The following is a 17,639-nucleotide window of genomic DNA, read 5'->3' as shown; positions in this document are numbered from 1 at the left end:
TTATTCATTTTTAGTTGTGCAAAACTGGTACTAAAAACCTGATGTTAAAAGTCTATGGTTCAAAGCCAGTTATTATACTTTATTTAAATCAAACGCTGCCCAAATTGGCGCGTGGTCAGACGGTTTTTCCATGCCGCGTAGCTCATAGCTGATACCAGCATCGACACAATGGTCGATCAAATCTGCCGTACATAAAATATGATCGATACGCAGCCCGCGCTTAGGATCATCATTGAAACCGCGACTGCGATAATCAAACCAGCTATATAATTCGGTGCTGTCTGGATAATGCAGACGATAAGTATCGGTCAGCTCTCGCGCCATCAAGTTACCATACCATTCGCGCTCTTCAGGCAAAAACGAGGTTTTTCTATTTTTAAGCCAGCGCTTGGCATTGGCCTCGCCGATACCAACATCGATATCTTCTGGGGCAATATTCATATCACCCATGATAACCAGCGAGCGCCCTTCAGCTTTTAGCGTATCAATATAGGTTATCAAATCCGCATAATAGGCACGCTTCATAGGAAATTTGGTCGGATGGTCTTGGCTCTCGCCTTGCGGAAAATAACCGTTAAGCACATCCACTTCGCGACCGTCAAATACGTAACGCGCATGGATAAAGCGCTTCTGTGCTTCTTCATCTTCTCCCGGAAAACCTTTTTGCACAAAAATAGGGGCAATTTTAGATAACAATGCGACGCCGTAATGCGCTTTTTGACCAAAATACTCGACGTGATAGCCCAAACCTTCCACATCTGCGAGCGGGAACTGCTCGTCGTGTACTTTGGTTTCTTGCAGACCGATCACATCAGGGTCGATAATCTCTTTTATCGCTTCTAACTGATGTTGACGAGCGCGAATACCATTGATGTTAAAACAAACAAAACGGGTCATAAACTATCCTATCATTATGAATTGAAATAAAATCTTTCTATAACAAGTATTTTTATAAAATAAGGCAAGCAGCGAGACATTATAAATAAAGGCTTATCATAACAGACATCGCCACAGCTAGCTGTTGCGCGCCTTTATCTCTTACGATAGAGTAGCTGTCATGAGTAATAATCTAGGCATTATTACTTCTTATTTTTATAACCTTATATATCAACCTCTCAAACTCTACACGCTATTAATGGCGCAAACTTACTGAGCAACACGATAATGACAACCATGAATAAAAATACCGCTGCACAATCGATGCACGCAAGCACCCCGCTATTTGCTACTGATTATAATGTCTATATTAACCATACTGATGCAGGCGGGATTGTCTACCATGCCAATCACTTAGTGTTTTTTGAAAACTGCCGCCGCGACTGGTTCACCAAGCTTGGTTTAAATGGCTATTTTTTACAGACCGATGATGGTGAAATTCAGCATTTTGTCGTCAGCCAAGCAGATTTGCAATATAAAAAAGCCATTTTATTAGATGAGGTCATCAATGTCCGCATTGATAAGGTTGAGCTAAAACCTGCCAGCATTATATTTTATCAAAGTATCCATCGCTTAGCGCCGAATGACAATGATAGCCCTCAGAAAAGAAATGCCTTTTCAAACACTACTTTATTAAGTCGCGCTAAAATCGTCATCGCTTGCGTGCAAAACCAAATCACGCCTGACTCTGCAAGCAATCATGGCGCACCCATGCGCCCTATTCGTGTACCGCAAAAATTAAGCGAAACCATTAATCAGGCAATAACCTCACATAGTATTGAACAGTAACCCGTACATAGTGCTGATTCATTCTCGTTTAAAGCTTAAGTCATAACACACTACTCTTTCACATATCGCCATTCCTTTGCAGTGGTATTTTTAGGCACGACTTAAACGGTTTTTTAAGTTATCTATCGTATTTATCCAAAGACCATCTTAAATTTCTATTAAAATATCAGCTCGTTTCACTACCATCTCATTGATGGTCTTTTCCTATAGAAGCATTTATTTATAAACATTTTATATGTACTGGGCAGTACTCGCATGCTAATATTGCATTTACTTAGATTCATGCTAATGTGTTGCTTAAATGTATCATTATATCGTCGATACATTATATTTTAGTTGCAAAGAAACTTAGTAGTCCGTCAATAGATAAGGATGTTATCAAACTCAGCGGCCATTGCTTTACGTCAGCGCTGATTTTTTATTGACACGGATACGACTGCTTAACGATAGAAACTTAATTGAAATTCCAGGACGCTGACTATGACGTTGAATAAACCTTGGCTTGCCCAATATCCTAAGAGTGTGCCGAAAACGATCGATCCAGATAGATATGGCAGCATCGTGGAGCTGTATGAAGAGTGTTTTGATCGCTTTCGTCTGCATCCTATGAGTATCTGTATGGGCGTGACTCATACCTATGATGACATTGATAAAGCATCTCTTGCCGTCGCCGCTTGGCTACAAGCACAAGGACTGCCTCAAGGCAGTGTGGTCGCGCTGATGATGCCAAACGTGCCGCAATACTTGCCAACCATGATTGGTATTTTGCGCGCAGGTTACGTCTGTACGCCCGTCAACCCTCTTTACACTGGCCGTGAACTGCGCCATCAGTTAAATGACTCAGGTGCGAAAGTTATCTTTGTGGTGGATAATTTCGCTCAAGCGCTCGAGCAAGTGATTGATGAGACACAAATTAAGCGTATCGTCTTATCAAAAATGGGCGATATGATGGGTCTCAAAGGTATTCTAGTAAATACCATTATCCGTCAAGTCAAACGCTTGGTGCCTAAATACAAGCTGAACGACCCTAAGCATGAAGTCACGAAGTTTCCCGATGTGCTCAAAAAAGGTAAAAACCTGCCCTTCCAAAAGCCAAAAATGACTTTGGACCAAAAAGCATTTTTGCAATATACCGGTGGTACAACTGGACTTTCTAAAGGTGCGATTTTATCTCAGCGTAATATCGTCGCAGGAGCCATGCAATCAGAAGCATGGACGCGCCCTATCACGTCAGAGATTAACGAAGTTTATATCAATATGGTCATGGCGCTCCCGCTGTATCATATTTTTGCCTTTATGCTAAGCTCACTTGGTATGCGTTCAGGCTATACCTTTATCCTCATACCCAATCCACGCGACATCCCTGGATTTATCAAAACCTTATCTAAACAACCGTTCCATATTTTCCCAGCAGTGAATACTTTGTTTAAAGGCTTGCTTGATAATCCAAACTTTAAAGACCTTGATTTTAGCTCGCTACGTATCTCGCAAGCAGGCGGTATGGCAGCGACCGAACAGACGGCAGCGCGCTGGCTTGAAACCACTGGCTGCGCCATGATCGAAGGCTGGGGTATGACTGAGTGCGTGGCTGTCGGCACTGCCAACGTGATTACTGACCGTAAGTTTAACGGCACTATTGGCGTTCCTGTCCCTAGCGTTGATGTTATTATCATTGACGATGAAGGCAATCGCTTAGGGGCCAATGAAGCGGGCGAATTGTGCGTTAAAGGTCCTAATGTCACCTCAGGTTATCTGAACAGAGACAGTAGCGAAGACTTTACTGAAGATGGTTACTTTCGCACGGGCGATATCGTCAGTATGGATGAAAAAGGCTACTTTAGATTATTAGACCGTAAAAAAGACATGATTTTGATCTCAGGCTTTAATGTTTTCCCGAATGAAGTAGAATCCGTGATGCTTGATTGTGAAGGCATTATTGATTGCGCGGTGATTGGTATTCCTGATGAGCGTCAAGGAGAAGCGGTCAAAATTTACGTCATCCCTGCCGACAATAACGTGACCAAAAACTCGATTAAAGAATTTGCTCTAGATAATTTGACCGGCTATAAATGTCCGCGTTATATCGAGTTTGTTACTGAGCTACCAAAGAGTAACGTTGGTAAAGTACTGCGCCAAAAACTGCGGGAAAAACATATGGCTGATAACCCTCAGCTATAATTAAAGCAAATATCTATGCTCAAAAAGCGCTCTAACTAAACGATAGAGCGCTTTTTTATTTTAAAATTTTAAACTTTAGTATGGATAATACTTATGCCGTTGATAGTCACGCTGTTATAGTATTACTATTTTTTAAGAAAAATACAAAAAACCCTCTAGTAGAGTTATCCATGTTAGTTAGCCTTACTTATATGATGCATCGTTTTAATTTAGAAATCCTTTCATCTCGTATTTTTAACCATTTATCGGATTTTACTTGCAACATAGTTTTCTTTTTTTATCAAATTTAACTATATACGCACAAGTTTCTGTATTATAATACCTGGTTCAATAGTAGTTATGTTAATGTAACGCCAAAATATGTTACGCTATTGTTTATTATTAGTTAGTACTGATAGTATCCTCGATAACTGGATATTTAATCTACTTCAGTAGTTGTTTCTCGTAGTTAAATACCTTTCTAGTCAAACAATCTTGTAATTAAATATATTTGTATTAAGGCCACCGTATTTTTTTAGCAGTATGTGAATAAATGGGATAGCACGCGACAAGCCACCGACTATAGGACGTATCGTCTATAGAGCAAGAATGGGTTTGTTGACAGGGATGTGACTACTTTTTTATAAAGCCTTAACTTATCACAAATTTAAGGACACTAAGTATGACCACTGATAAGCCTTGGCTTGCTCAATACCCAGAAAACGTACCTAAAACCATTAATCCCGATCAGTATGAAAGCCTTATAGACCTCTATGAAGAATGCTTTGATCGCTTTCGTATGCACCCTATGACCATTTGTATGGGTGTGACTCACACCTATGGCGACGTGGACAAAGCTTCTCTTGCCGTGGCTGCATGGTTACAAGCGCAAGGGATTCCTAAAGGTAGTGTGGTTGCACTGATGATGCCAAACGTGCCGCAATATCTACCGACGATGATTGGTATTTTGCGTGCAGGCTACGTTTGCACGCCGATTAATCCGCTCTATACGGGTCGTGAGCTGCGCCATCAGCTCAATGATTCTGGTGCTCAAGTTATCTTTGTGGTCGATAATTTTGCCCAAGCACTCGAGCAGGTAATCGAAGAGACGGATATCAAACGTATTGTCCTATCGAAAATGGGCGATATGATGGGATTAAAAGGTATCTTAGTCAATACGGTAATCCGTCAGGTCAAACGCTTGGTGCCTAAATACAACTTGAATGATCCTAAATATCACGTTACCAAGTTTCCAGATGTACTAAAAAAAGGCAAAAGCCTACCATTCCAAGCACCAAAAACGGCTTTGCAACATAAAGCGATTTTGCAATATACCGGTGGTACCACAGGACTATCTAAAGGCGCGGTATTAACTCAGCGTAACGTCGTCGCTGCTGCCATGCAGGTAGAAGCATGGTTTCGTCCGGTCACGTCTGAGATCAATGAAGTGTATATCAATATGGTCATGGCGCTGCCGCTGTATCATATTTTTGCTTTTATGCTGAGCTTACTTGGCATGCGTTCTGGTTACACTTTTATTTTGGTACCAAATCCGCGTGATATGCCTGGATTTATCAAAACTTTATCCAAACAGCCGTTCCATATTTTCCCAGCGGTTAATACTTTGTTTAAAGGCTTGCTTGATCAGCCAAACTTTAAAGACCTAGATTTTAGCTCACTTCGTCTCTCGCAGGCAGGTGGTATGGCGGCAACCGAACAAACAGCGGCGCGTTGGTTAGAAGTGACAGGCTGTCCGATGATTGAAGGTTGGGGTATGACTGAATGTGTAGCAGTCGGCACCAACAATATCGTCATTGATCGTAAATTTAATGGTACGATTGGCACGCCTGGTCCAAGCGTTGATATTATTGTTATCGATGAAGATGGCAAAGAAGTAGGCGTTAATCAGGCAGGCGAGCTGTGCATCAAAGGTCCAAATGTCATGTCGGGCTACTTTAATAAAGACAGTAGTAGCGACTTTACTAAAGAGGGTTATTTCCGTACGGGTGATATCGTCAGTATGGATGAAAAAGGTTACTTTAGATTATTAGATCGCAAAAAAGATATGATTTTGGTCTCAGGCTTTAACGTCTTCCCAAATGAAATCGAGTCGGTTATGCTTGACTGTAAAGGCATTATTGAGTGTGCAGTCATCGGTGTTCCTGATGAACACCAAGGCGAAGCGGTGAAAATCTATATCGTCCCTGCCGACAACAATGTAACTAAAGAAGATATCAAAGAGTTCGCTATCGATAACTTGACCGGTTATAAATGCCCGCGTCATATCGAGTTTGTCAGCGAGCTACCAAAGAGTAATGTCGGCAAGATACTACGTCAAAAATTGCGTGAAAAACATATGTCAGATAATCCGCAAACCTTGTAGTCGTTAAGACTCTCAGTAGTTAAGACTTATAAGTTTTAAAAAACAAAAGCCCGCTATATAAAATGTAGCGGGCTTTTTGTTGCGTTAATTTTTCTTGATTAGTTTTAAAATTAATAACAACACAACTGCTATCAGCTGACTCTATTGACCACTTGTAATGGCAAATGCTTCATCGCTTGACCGACAATCGACCATGGCAGGCTTGGTACGCAAGCTTCGTCTACTTCCGCCTCAATCGCAGCGACGATTGCTTTGGTGCCTGTTTCTGCATCTACTTCAAACGGTAAAGGTTTGGCATTTTCATTGATTTCGGTGCGCACATAACCTGGATAAATAGTCGACACCTTAATCGGCAATTTGGTCAATAGCATATCGGCACGGATACCTTCTGCAAGATGTGCTAAACCCGCTTTACTTGCGCCATAAGCGGTTAAATGTTTAGGCAAGCCGCGCATCGCTGACATACTAGATATCACCACCAGATGACCGCTATTTTGGGCTCGGAAAATATTCATCGCCGCTTCACATTGGGCAAGCGCTGAGATGAAGTTAATCTCGACGGTTTTGCGATTGGTATCAAAGCGCCCTTTGCCAATGCGGCGGCTATCACCGACGCCCGCATTGACCACCACGCGATCGATATGACCAAAATCCGCTGCGAACGCATCAAACACCTCGAATATCGCATCGTAATCACTGACATCCAAGACACGGTATTCAATACGAATATCAGGATACTGCGCCGATAGCTCGGTTTTTAAATTTTCTAAACGATCAGTACGGCGGGCGCAAATGGCAAGATTATAACCAAGTTTTGCAAATAACTTTGCCATACCCTCGCCCAATCCAGAGCTTGCGCCAGTGATTAAAATCGTTTTGCCATGCCCAACCTGCTGCTTATTTAAACCTTTAAGATAACGCGCCGGCTGAATGGCACTAAATAACTGATTTTTATGGTGGTTAGCGCTACTGGTCACTAAGTTTATTAATTTATTTTTCATAAACCATCCTATTGGTATTGATATAAATGAGGTCGACTGTCTATCATAACGTAAATCTACAGAGTAAGTTTAGCAGTTATAGCCTAAAGCAAACACGCAAGCAACCTAAAGCAGCATAGAATTAAACTAATTTAAAGATAGTGATGAAAGCTCATGTAAGAAAGCGGCTACCTATTTACAGTAACCGCTTTATGATGTTTTTAAGTAGCTTCTTAATTAGCTGGCTTTAAAACTTTGATCTTTGTTTGTTAGCGCCAAGTCACAAAGCGTTTGCCCTCAGCAAATAAATGACAGTATTCGTTCAAAGACAACAGGCGACTCCGTTCATTTTTAAGCGTCAGCGATGTCACGCCAGTGTTAACCAAACATTTATTGATCTGATACGCCGTCGAGCTACCTTGTTGTAATAACTGCGCGGTGATCGCAGCGATGATACCACCTGAGGTAAACACCAACACCGTACTATCAACGCCTAACTGTAAATTGGCAACTTGTTGACGTACTTGCTCAAGTGCCTGCTTGGCACGCTCATTAAACTGTAGCCAGCTTTCGATATAATCGCTGTCGTTTTCGCCCGCATGCCAACGCTGCATCGCGTCGTCAAACAACTCTGCCAGCCGTGTGACCGGCACCTCTGCTTTAGCAATCTCAGCAGCAATTCCCACACGGCTAGCAAAAGCAGGATTCGATTTTATCAGTACATCTTTATGATTAAACTCATCAAATTGCGGCAGTACATAGCTATCAGGCTCATCTAAATTGATGGCAGTTACGCTTGGTTTTTCGTTACTCTCGCCAAAAGATGACTGATAACTTTGCCAAAAATGGCGAGCAGAATCTTGCTGCCTAACCAAACTACCGCTAAAAATCGCATCGATTCGGCGCTGGGTCGTTGCATAATGCTGACCCAGCATTTGCGCCTGCATACTACCAAGCTCTGAGAGCTGGTCATAATCCTCTTGCCCAAATGACGCTTGACCATGACGCGCTAAAAGTATGGTTGTCATAAAACATTGCCTTATTAATCGTACTTTTCTAAGTTTTTTAGATTGAATCAACGGCTATAAATTTGTGCATTTACTATGCGTTTAAAGCGTTTACTCTTTAGCTTTAGAATTACTTTGTCCAAAATAGCTTTTTGGTAAAATGCCCTTGATAACCGTTTGAATCGGACTTGGCAGTTGCTCGACCATCGCCGCATCGACGCCCATATCTTGCAGATGCGGTTGCACGTGGCTTATAAATAAAGCCTCGCCTTCATACTGAGCAATCAGCTTGAGACATTTAGCATGTAAGACATGGACGATAATCCAAAAGTTCTTAAAAGCTGGATTGCTGGTTTGTTTATTATAATAACGATAATAAATCTGCTGCACGATACCGGCTAGGCGAAATAGTCCAAACACTTCATAAAACGTCCAGTTGTCTATCTTAAGGCCCGTCTTTTTAAGATAATAAGCCACCACTTCATCACGGGTCATCATGCCCTTTAAGTGCGTTGGCTGACGGCGAGATTGCTGCATGATGATGTTGTCATCTTCTTCAATCCAGTACGCTAACGCGCTACCCAAATCCATCAAAGGGTCGCCTAAGGTAGCCATTTCCCAGTCAAGCACACCGATGACCTTGGTCGGATCATCAGCCGCCAAAATCACATTATCAAAGCGCCAATCATTATGGATAACACAAGTTTTACTATCGGCAGGCGTGTGCTTGCCAAGCCATTGTCTTACCAAAGCAAAGCTTGGCACATTGGGCGTTTTGGCTTTGACATAACGCTTATCCCAGCCCATCACTTGACGCTCACAATAACCTTCGCCGCGACCAAGATTTACCAAATCAGGGTGCTTGGTATAATCGACTTCATGCAACTCAATCAAAGCGTCGATGACATTGGTACATAACTCTCGTGTTTGGGCTTCGTTTAAATCGACGCCTTTTGGCAAGTTAGCCCGCGGAATGATACCTTCCATTCGCTCCATGACATAAAAATCTGCGCCAATAACGTCTTCGTCAGTACAGAGCGCGACCATTTTTGGTACATACGGATAAGCGTCTTTTAAAGCTTTTTGCACGGTATATTCGCGCACCATATCATGTGCCGATTTGGCCTTGGTGCCTTTTGGCGGACGACGTAAAATTAAATCTTGGCTGTCACCTTCGCCTTCATATTGCAGCCGGTAAGTCCAGTTTGAAGCGCCACCTGAGAACTGGGTAACGGTTGGATCGCCCTCTACGTCAACGCCTTGCTCGCGTAGCCAGTCGCTGACCGCTTTGGCGTCAAGCTCTTCGCCCTCGCGCACTTCGCCGCCTTTATCTAGGACTTTATTAACGGTTTGATTGTCAGTATCAGTATGGTTGGCATGATGTTCAGTTGCCATAAGACATTCCTTATCGTGTGGTCGTTTATTTTTTACCAGTTATTTGTTGTTTATAAAAGCTTAAGAGTTAAAAATTCACTATCAAATCATTGATAGTGAATTTTTGGTCATATAATTTAAATGACAATGTAGCCGACTTTTTAAGATTTAGCAGGTTTAGACGAACGGCTAAATCCTTGACGTTTTAATTCTAATTTGGCAATCATAGTTTTATGCACTTCATCAGGACCATCGGCTAAACGTAGTGCGCGAGCTTGGGCAAAGAAAGCAGGCAACATCGTATCTTGACAAACACCCATGCCACCGTGAATTTGAATCGCCATATCAACCACTTCTTGCAAGACAGTCGGCGCAACCACTTTAATGGCAGAGATTTCAGTTAGGGCCGCTTTGGTCCCCTTCGCGTCCATTTTTTGCGCCGCGTATAAAGTCAGCAGGCGTGCTTGGTCAATCTTAATACGCGCCTCAGCGATACGCTCAAAGTTACCGCCCAATTGTAGCAATGGCTTACCAAACGCGGTACGCTGCATACCGCGCTTAACCGCGAGCTCAAGAGACTTCTCAGCAGCACCAATACAGCGCATGCAATGGTGAATACGACCTGGCCCTAAGCGACCTTGTGCAATCTCAAAGCCCATACCAGGCCCACCGATAAAGTTATCAGATGGCACACGTACATTGTTAAAGCTGACTTCACCATGGCCGTGCGGCGCATCATAATCGCCAAATACCTTTAACATACGCTCGATGTTAACACCTGCGGTTTTTGCTGGCACCAAGACCATCGAATGCTGATGGTGACGGTCTTTATTCTCATCAGGAGTATAAGCCATGACAATCAAAACATCGACGGCAGGGTCGCCAAGACCCGATGACCACCACTTGCTACCATCGATAACAATCTCATCGCCATCGACGACAGCAGTCGCTTGCATATTGGTTGCATCACTTGACGCCACATCAGGCTCAGTCATACAAAATACCGAACGCGTTTTACCTTCTAATATCGGCGTCAGCCACTTGTCTTGCTGCTCCTGTGAACCATAACGCCATAACAGCTCCATATTACCGCTATCAGGGGCATTACAGTTAAAGACATAAGGCGCGAGCAAACTGCGACCGGTGAGCTCGGCAATCGGTGCATAATCAGTAACCGAAAGCCCAGCGCCAAGCTTATCATCAGGTAAAAATAAATTCCATAAACCCGCTTCACGCGCTTGTTTACGTAGGCTCTCGTACTTTTCTGGCCAATGCCATTTGGTCCAATCGCCGTCTGGATTTTGCGCATGACAATCCGCCCAAAACTGTGCTTCTATTGGTTCGATTTGGGTTTCGATAAACTCTTTGACTTTGGTATGCATGGCTTGACCATGTTCGCTGGCGGTAAACATTAATGTGTCGCTAGACATAGTTGACATCCTTTTCTTTACTGATGATTAATGGCTTTTATAAAATTCACATCAAGATTCTATATATCAATACTTTATATATCGAGATTTCATAAAAAGATTAATGAGACTTTATAGTGTACGTGCGTATACTCTGTTTTATCTGCCCCATTTATAACACAGCATTTGCGATTAAACAGCAAAAAAGGCGCGACCCGCTAGGACACGCCTTTTACAAAATACAAACAATGCACGATTCGCTGTTGAAATACTAGAACGCTAGCTATCAATTAACCTAATGATATTTAAACTTATTTTAGGATATTTAAGCGAGTGTCTAAATCAAAACGTGCCAATGCATCTGGTAGCTTATCAATAGCCATGCTGAGTGTTGCTTCTGCGGCTTGTGATAAACCCAATTTTTCGGCAAGCGTTGGCTTTTGACGTGAATGCAGCGCGTACACTTCATTATTTTCCATACGCTCTAAAATATAACTGTCAGAGGTTTGCAAGCTATCAATTAAGTTAAGTTTTAGCGCATCTTCTCCATACCAATGCTCACCAGTGGCGACTTTCGCAACATCCAGTGTTGGACGATAGGTATTAACGAAGTGCTTAAATAACTCGTGCGTCTGCTCCAGCTCTTCTTGGTATTTGGCGCGGTCTTCGGCGTCATTTTCACCAAACACGGTCACGGTGCGCTTATAGTCGCCTGCGGTGAACATCTCGTAATCGACGTCGTGATTTTTGAGCCATTTATGGAAGTTTGGTAACTGTGAGACCACACCGATTGAACCAATAACCGCAAAGGGTGCGGCAACGATATTGTCGGCGACACAAGCCATCATATAACCGCCACTGGCGGCGACTTTATCGACACAGACGGTGAGTTTTAGACCCGCGTCTTTTAAACGGGCCAATTGTGCCGCTGCCAAGCCATAACCATGAACCAAACCGCCGCCCGACTCTAAGCGTACGACGACTTCATCGCCTTTATTGGCGGTACTGATGAGTGTGCTGATTTCTTCGCGTAAATGCTTCACCGCCGTGGCTTTGATATCACCATCAAAATCAAGCACAAAAACTTGCTGCTTCTCATCGCTATTATTCTTTTTGCTTTTACTTTTTGCTTTTAATGCTTGCTTGGCTTTTTTCGCCATGGTTTTCTTCAGTTGTTTAAGCGCCGCTTTACCTTGCGTCGCCTCCATCAGATCTTCACGACGTTGCTCTTGGCTTTTATTGAGATGGATAACTCTTAGCTCAACAGGATTTTTAGAAGGATGAAAAAGCATGAGCAGGATTCCTTGATAGTTGAAATAAATAATTTTAATAGATAATTTAAGGGGTTTTAATACGGTTTAATAAGTTAGCTTGATATGCGCACAGTGGATAGTATTTTCAAGCAAAATGACAATATTTTACCCAAGACAAATACTACTGCATAAATACCACCACTACTGATACGTCCCTGCCCTTCGTTTGAACACTACTGATTGGACGCCACAGGTTGTATAACAAAGGCAGATTAGGCATAATATGCGTTTACATCAAATTTTCTGCAGCCAACGTGATGACCATTTGTCTTATATCGCGTTATTCGTGCTTTTTTGGCTAAATACTCAAAGGCACGGCGCTTATATTACACGCTAGCGGCTGCATTATTGTATTTCGAATTGGGCTGACAACTGGATAATTATATTATGACGCAAAGCACTATGACGCATAGCGAATACCGAGACGAATATTGCGGCGCTGTAACCGAAAGCTTACTTGAGCAAACCATTAGCATCGTAGGCTGGGTACATCGTCGTCGCGATCACGGTGGTGTGATTTTCTTAGACATGCGTGACCGCGCAGGCATCTTACAAGTTGTCGTTGACCCTGACACCCCAGAAGCGTTCGCGACTGCTGATGCGGTACGTCCTGAATATGTTTTAAAAATTACCGGTCGCGTTCGCCGTCGTTACGAAGGCACTGAAAACGCTAATATGACCAGTGGTCAGATTGAGCTATTGGGTAAAGAGATTGAAGTATTGGCAAAATCTGAAACCCCGCCTTTCCCATTAAATGATGAGAAAACCACGGTATCAGAAGATCTGCGTTTAAAATATCGCTACCTTGATATGCGTCGTCCGCAAATGCAAGAGCGTATGGTTTTCCGTGCTAAAGCCACCTCAGCCATTCGTCGTTATCTAGATGACCATGGTTTCTTAGACGTTGAAACCCCTATCTTGACTCGTGCCACACCAGAAGGCGCACGGGATTATCTGGTACCTTCACGCACTCGCCCGGGTAACTTCTTTGCTTTGCCGCAGTCACCACAGCTATTTAAACAGTTATTGATGGTGTCAGGATTTGATCGTTATTATCAAATCGCTAAGTGTTTCCGTGACGAAGACTTACGTGCTGACCGTCAGCCAGAATTTACCCAAGTCGATATTGAGACTTCTTTCTTAAATGAAGAAGAAATCATGAATATCAACGAAGGTTTGATTAAGCATCTTTTTAAAACCATGATGGATGTGGAGTTTGAAGATTTCCCACGTATGACTTACGCGGAAGCCATGCGCGACTATGCCTCAGACAAGCCTGACTTACGTATCCCATTAAAATTGGTCGACGTTGCTGATTTAATGAAAGACGTTGATTTTAAAGTCTTTGCCGGTCCTGCCAACGATCCAAAAGGCCGCGTTGCTGCCCTTCGAATTCCTGGCGGTGCTTCATTAAGCCGTAAGCAAATCGACGCTTATACTAAGTTTGTGAGCATTTATGGTGCACGTGGTTTGGCTTATATTAAAGTCAATGACGCCAGCAACATCAACAACGGTGTCGATAAAGAATCTGGTCTACAATCGCCTATCATCAAAAACATGACTGATGACGTATTGGCAAGCTTGATTGAGCGTACGGGTGCCGAGAGTAATGATATTATCTTCTTCGGTGCTGATAAAGCCAGTATCGTCAACGATGCCATCGGCGCACTACGTCAAAAAATTGGTCTAGACTTAGAGATGCTAACCTGTGAATGGGCGCCTCTTTGGGTGACTGACTTCCCAATGTTTGAAGAAACGGATGATGGCCGCTGGACGTCAATGCACCATCCGTTTACTAAGCCAAAAGGGTCTGTTGAAGAATTAAAAACCAATCCTGAATCAGCGCTTTCTATCGCTTATGATATGGTGTTAAATGGTACTGAAATCGGCGGCGGTAGCTTACGTATCAATACCCTTGAGATGCAAAAAGCGGTATTTGAAGCGCTAGGTATTGATGAGGCTGAGGCCGAAGAGAAATTTAGCTTCTTACTTGATGCTCTAAAATTCGGTGCGCCTCCGCATGGTGGTTTAGCCTTCGGTTTGGATCGCCTCATTATGCTGATGGTCGGCGCAAGCTCTATCCGTGACGTGATCGCCTTCCCTAAAACCAAAACTGCTGAAGACCCATTGACGCAAGCGCCTGCTCCGGTAGATAGCAAACAGCTACGTGAACTTGGTATCCGTGTACGCGAAAAGGCCCAGCCTGATACCAATAAACCTGCACAATAAATGGTTTAGTCATGCGCAGATATTGTTTGAATTACCCGTTATGTAATTTATCACCATGTGAATGGTCATGAATCCATATCATTTCTTCAAATTCGTGCCACTATCTATTTTGCAGATGCTGGCACGTTTTGTTGCGTGGATAATATTACGCCTACCAAATGCTAGTATTATGCGTACTGTGCGTATTAATATGGCACTAGTTGCGCCGTCGTTATCTGCTCATCAAAAACGCGCATTAACCAAAGACATCATTTATCATCAATGTTTAACCAGTATTGAGTCTATCAAGAGTTGGGCGATGCCGCCTGAGTGGAGCATCAAGCAGATACGCGATGTCCACAATAAAGACATTTTGTTAGAAGGTCTTGCCAGTCCAAACGGTATGCTGGCCATCGTCCCGCATCTGGGTACGTGGGAGATGATGAACGCGTGGCTCAATCAATTTGGCGCGCCAACGATTATGTATAAACCAGTCAAAGGCGACATCACCAATGACTTTATCTTGCAAGGCCGCTCGCGGTTAAATGCCACGCTGGTACCCACCGATGGTAGCGGGGTCAAGGCTATCTTTAAGACTCTAAAGCAAGGCGGTTTTAGTATTGTGTTGCCTGATCACGTTCCTGAACCTTCAGGTGGCGTAATTGTGCCCTTTTTTGGGATTGAGACGTTGACCAGTACGCTGGCCTCCAAGCTTGCCAGTAAAACCAAATGCGCACTGGTCGGCTTATCTTGTATTCGCCGTGATGATGGGCAAGGTTTTGATATTTATTGTTATAAGTTAGACGACCCCGCCCTATATGACCGCAATACTGAAACCGCTGCTTATGCGCTCAATCTGGCCATGCAACAGATGATTGAAGATAAATGCAGCCATTATATGTGGGGTTATCGCCGTTTTAAACATATTCCCACATTAGGGAATCCTTACAACGTTGATGAAGGAACTTTGGCCAAATTCATTCTTGACAACAAGCGGGCTGATCAAAACGTTCATGATACAACCACGCGCGTTGGCAATGAATAATGACCTTACAATTAGCCAAACGTTTATAGAGCTCCTGAATCATCGCTGTGATAATATTGGCTGACCTTTGTACCTTTAAACATTACTAAGGCGTGTTCTCAGTTCAATCGATCGTCCTATAAATGGATTAAAGATGGCTAAATTTTGCCAAACAGCGTCAAATATTCAGTCAATATCTCAATATTGACCGAATATTTGGCGACAATTTATCTCATTTTTATCACCCTGTTAAAAATGAGAACACGCCCTAAATATTTTTTATTTATATTAATATGAGTGCATTATGGCAACCGACGTAACCAATACCTCATCGACAGACCACACGCACGCACGCAGTACTGCCGAGCAGCGTTATATTATTTGTATGAAATGGGGCGATAAATATGGTCCTGAGTACGTCAACCGTCTTTATAATATGGTCAGTCGCCATTTGACTTTAGATTTTCAAATGGTTTGCCTCACCGACGATAGTACTGGCATCGACCCTGCAGTTGCTTGTTATCCCATTCCAGAAATGGATTTACCAGCAGGCCCTGAACGTGGCTGGAAAAAACTGACCACTTTTAAGCCAGAGTTATATGATTTAAAAGGTGTCGCCTTATTCTTAGACATCGATATCGTTATCGTCGATAATATTGATGCTTTTTTCACTTATAAAGCTGAGTATGAAGACAGCGTCGTCATTATTCGTGACTGGAAAAAGCCATGGCGCATGATTGGCAATAGCTCGGTTTATCGCTTTAATATCGGTATGGGTTCCTATCCTAATTTGCTCGCAAACTTTGAGCGCAACTTTGAAACCATTCGTACACAGGTTCGTCATGAGCAGGCTTATCTTTCTAACTATCTGCGTGAGCATCACCATTTAGAGTACTGGGATAAAAACTGGTGTGTCAGTTTTAAATATCAGTGTATGGCGCCTACTCCTTTGAATTTTGTACGTGCACCGACGTTACCTGAAGGCGCAAAAATTGTTATCTTTCATGGTGAAATTAATCCACCAGACGCTATCAAAGGCGGCGGCGGTAAATGGTATCGTCATGTGAAGCCTAGCCCTTGGTTGCAAGAGTATTGGGTGTAACTAAGTCATAGAAACATCTGGAACCCAACATGGAATTACCTCCTAGCGCCACTTTTAATATTGACAATCAGAGTGTTGGTATTTCTGCTTTTGATGCAAGAGAAGCCGAGCAAAACCTTCACCAGCAAGCAGTCAATATCATTGCTTCTGGTCCATCTATTACAGATTTATCATTTGCGGACTTAGTAGATACGGCGACTATTTTTGTGAATGGCAGTATTAGCCTAATGGCTCAATACAATTTTACCAATGTCGTCGGTTATGTCATTAGTGATGCGCGCTTCGTCAAACATCAACCAGATATTTTAAACAAGTACTACACAGGCCAGCCTTTGTATGCAACTCTAGCAGTGTTTGAGGCATTAGCAATCTCACACCCCAGCATGATAAGCAAATACCATAATGCAATGCGTATTATCTATCCTGCCGATCGAGCTTGGAGCGTAAAAACAAATAAGTCTTGGTTTGGTAGGCTGCTATTAAAACCACTCTCACATAATAAAAAGATACCGCTAGCATTATTGGCCAATCAACCTAACTTTGTTATAGATACGCAGCATCAGCCTGCGCCTATCGGCCTATCTTTAGATATGACATATGGGTTTATAGAAGCAGGAACAGTAGCTTACGTCGCCGCCCAGTTGGCTTATTCACGTCACGCTGGCACGATTCACTTATATGGGATTGATTTATTGAATAATAACCAACCTCGATTTTATGAGAGTAAAGGCGATAGCGCGCCTTGTAAATTAGATAAGGCAATTACTGATCGGATTGTGCCGTCTTTTAACCTGCTAGGTAAGATTTATAAAGAAAATAACGTGCCTGTTGTAAATCATTCACCAGTCTCTCAGGGTCTATTTAGTGCACTAGATTAATTGCTATTTTTTAAATGTATTAGTGGATAGAAAATTTTGGTCAGATACACGCTTCAATCAATATATAAACATTTACGAA

The 17,639-nt window shown here is 42.7% G+C and carries 13 protein-coding genes; 7 read left to right on the top strand and 6 right to left on the bottom strand.

Features of this window, described 5'->3' with window-relative positions:
• Positions 1 to 72: 72 nt before the first annotated feature.
• Positions 73 to 897 carry an exodeoxyribonuclease III gene (gene xthA, locus FOR85_RS04775; protein ID WP_102076264.1) on the bottom strand — a complete coding sequence of 275 codons (825 nt, stop codon included), beginning with the start codon at positions 895 to 897 and terminating at the stop codon, positions 73 to 75.
• A 276-nt stretch (positions 898 to 1,173) separates the two neighbouring features.
• Here xthA and FOR85_RS04770 point away from each other — a divergent pair, with 276 nt between their 5' ends.
• The 3 genes from FOR85_RS04770 to FOR85_RS04760 all read left to right on the top strand — a co-directional run bounded on the left by FOR85_RS04770 (position 1,174) and on the right by FOR85_RS04760 (position 6,265).
• Positions 1,174 to 1,725 (top strand): acyl-CoA thioesterase, encoded by a 552-nt coding sequence (locus tag FOR85_RS04770; protein ID WP_144296945.1) that lies wholly within the window; start codon positions 1,174 to 1,176, stop codon positions 1,723 to 1,725.
• A 480-nt stretch (positions 1,726 to 2,205) separates the two neighbouring features.
• Entirely contained in the window at positions 2,206 to 3,903 is a 1,698-nt protein-coding gene (locus FOR85_RS04765) for an AMP-binding protein (RefSeq protein ID WP_144296944.1), read from the top strand.
• 661 nt (positions 3,904 to 4,564) lie between these two features.
• The gene (locus tag FOR85_RS04760; RefSeq protein ID WP_144296943.1) at positions 4,565 to 6,265 is read left to right on the top strand and encodes an AMP-binding protein; all 1,701 of its coding nucleotides are present in this window, start codon (positions 4,565 to 4,567) and stop codon (positions 6,263 to 6,265) included.
• A 131-nt stretch (positions 6,266 to 6,396) separates the two neighbouring features.
• Here FOR85_RS04760 and FOR85_RS04755 read toward each other — a convergent pair whose 3' ends face one another.
• The 5 genes from FOR85_RS04755 to sohB all read right to left on the bottom strand — a co-directional run bounded on the left by FOR85_RS04755 (position 6,397) and on the right by sohB (position 12,327).
• Entirely contained in the window at positions 6,397 to 7,266 is an 870-nt protein-coding gene (locus FOR85_RS04755) for an SDR family oxidoreductase (protein WP_144296942.1), read from the bottom strand.
• A 248-nt stretch (positions 7,267 to 7,514) separates the two neighbouring features.
• Complete coding sequence (locus FOR85_RS04750) at positions 7,515 to 8,273, bottom strand: histidine phosphatase family protein (RefSeq protein ID WP_144296941.1); 759 nt, start codon at positions 8,271 to 8,273, stop codon at positions 7,515 to 7,517.
• A 90-nt stretch (positions 8,274 to 8,363) separates the two neighbouring features.
• Positions 8,364 to 9,647 carry a phosphotransferase family protein gene (locus FOR85_RS04745; protein ID WP_144296940.1) on the bottom strand — a complete coding sequence of 428 codons (1,284 nt, stop codon included), beginning with the start codon at positions 9,645 to 9,647 and terminating at the stop codon, positions 8,364 to 8,366.
• A gap of 140 nt (positions 9,648 to 9,787) precedes the next feature.
• Positions 9,788 to 11,038 (bottom strand): acyl-CoA dehydrogenase family protein, encoded by a 1,251-nt coding sequence (locus tag FOR85_RS04740; protein ID WP_190295500.1) that lies wholly within the window; start codon positions 11,036 to 11,038, stop codon positions 9,788 to 9,790.
• Between the two features lie 308 nt (positions 11,039 to 11,346).
• Positions 11,347 to 12,327, bottom strand: a complete 981-nt coding sequence (sohB, locus tag FOR85_RS04735; protein ID WP_144296938.1) for a protease SohB — start codon at positions 12,325 to 12,327, stop codon at positions 11,347 to 11,349.
• A 423-nt stretch (positions 12,328 to 12,750) separates the two neighbouring features.
• Here sohB and aspS point away from each other — a divergent pair, with 423 nt between their 5' ends.
• From aspS to FOR85_RS04715, 4 genes are all read left to right on the top strand, one after another.
• Positions 12,751 to 14,577 (top strand): aspartate--tRNA ligase, encoded by a 1,827-nt coding sequence (gene aspS, locus FOR85_RS04730; RefSeq protein ID WP_144296979.1) that lies wholly within the window; start codon positions 12,751 to 12,753, stop codon positions 14,575 to 14,577.
• Positions 14,578 to 14,644: 67 nt separating this feature from the next.
• Entirely contained in the window at positions 14,645 to 15,601 is a 957-nt protein-coding gene (locus FOR85_RS04725) for a lysophospholipid acyltransferase family protein (protein ID WP_144296937.1), read from the top strand.
• Positions 15,602 to 15,884: 283 nt separating this feature from the next.
• On the top strand, positions 15,885 to 16,682 hold the full coding sequence (locus FOR85_RS04720; protein WP_144296936.1) for a glycosyltransferase: 798 nt from the start codon (positions 15,885 to 15,887) through the stop codon (positions 16,680 to 16,682).
• Positions 16,683 to 16,711: 29 nt separating this feature from the next.
• Positions 16,712 to 17,560: a hypothetical protein gene (locus FOR85_RS04715; RefSeq protein ID WP_144296935.1), complete on the top strand. Its 849-nt coding sequence runs from the start codon at positions 16,712 to 16,714 to the stop codon at positions 17,558 to 17,560.
• Positions 17,561 to 17,639 lie beyond the last annotated feature (79 nt).

The organism is Psychrobacter sp. YGAH215, from assembly GCF_007280595.1.
Classification (GTDB): domain Bacteria; phylum Pseudomonadota; class Gammaproteobacteria; order Pseudomonadales; family Moraxellaceae; genus Psychrobacter; species Psychrobacter faecalis.
The sequence above is the reverse complement of the archived record's forward strand: the minus strand, read 5'-3'. Positions and strand labels throughout refer to the sequence as shown.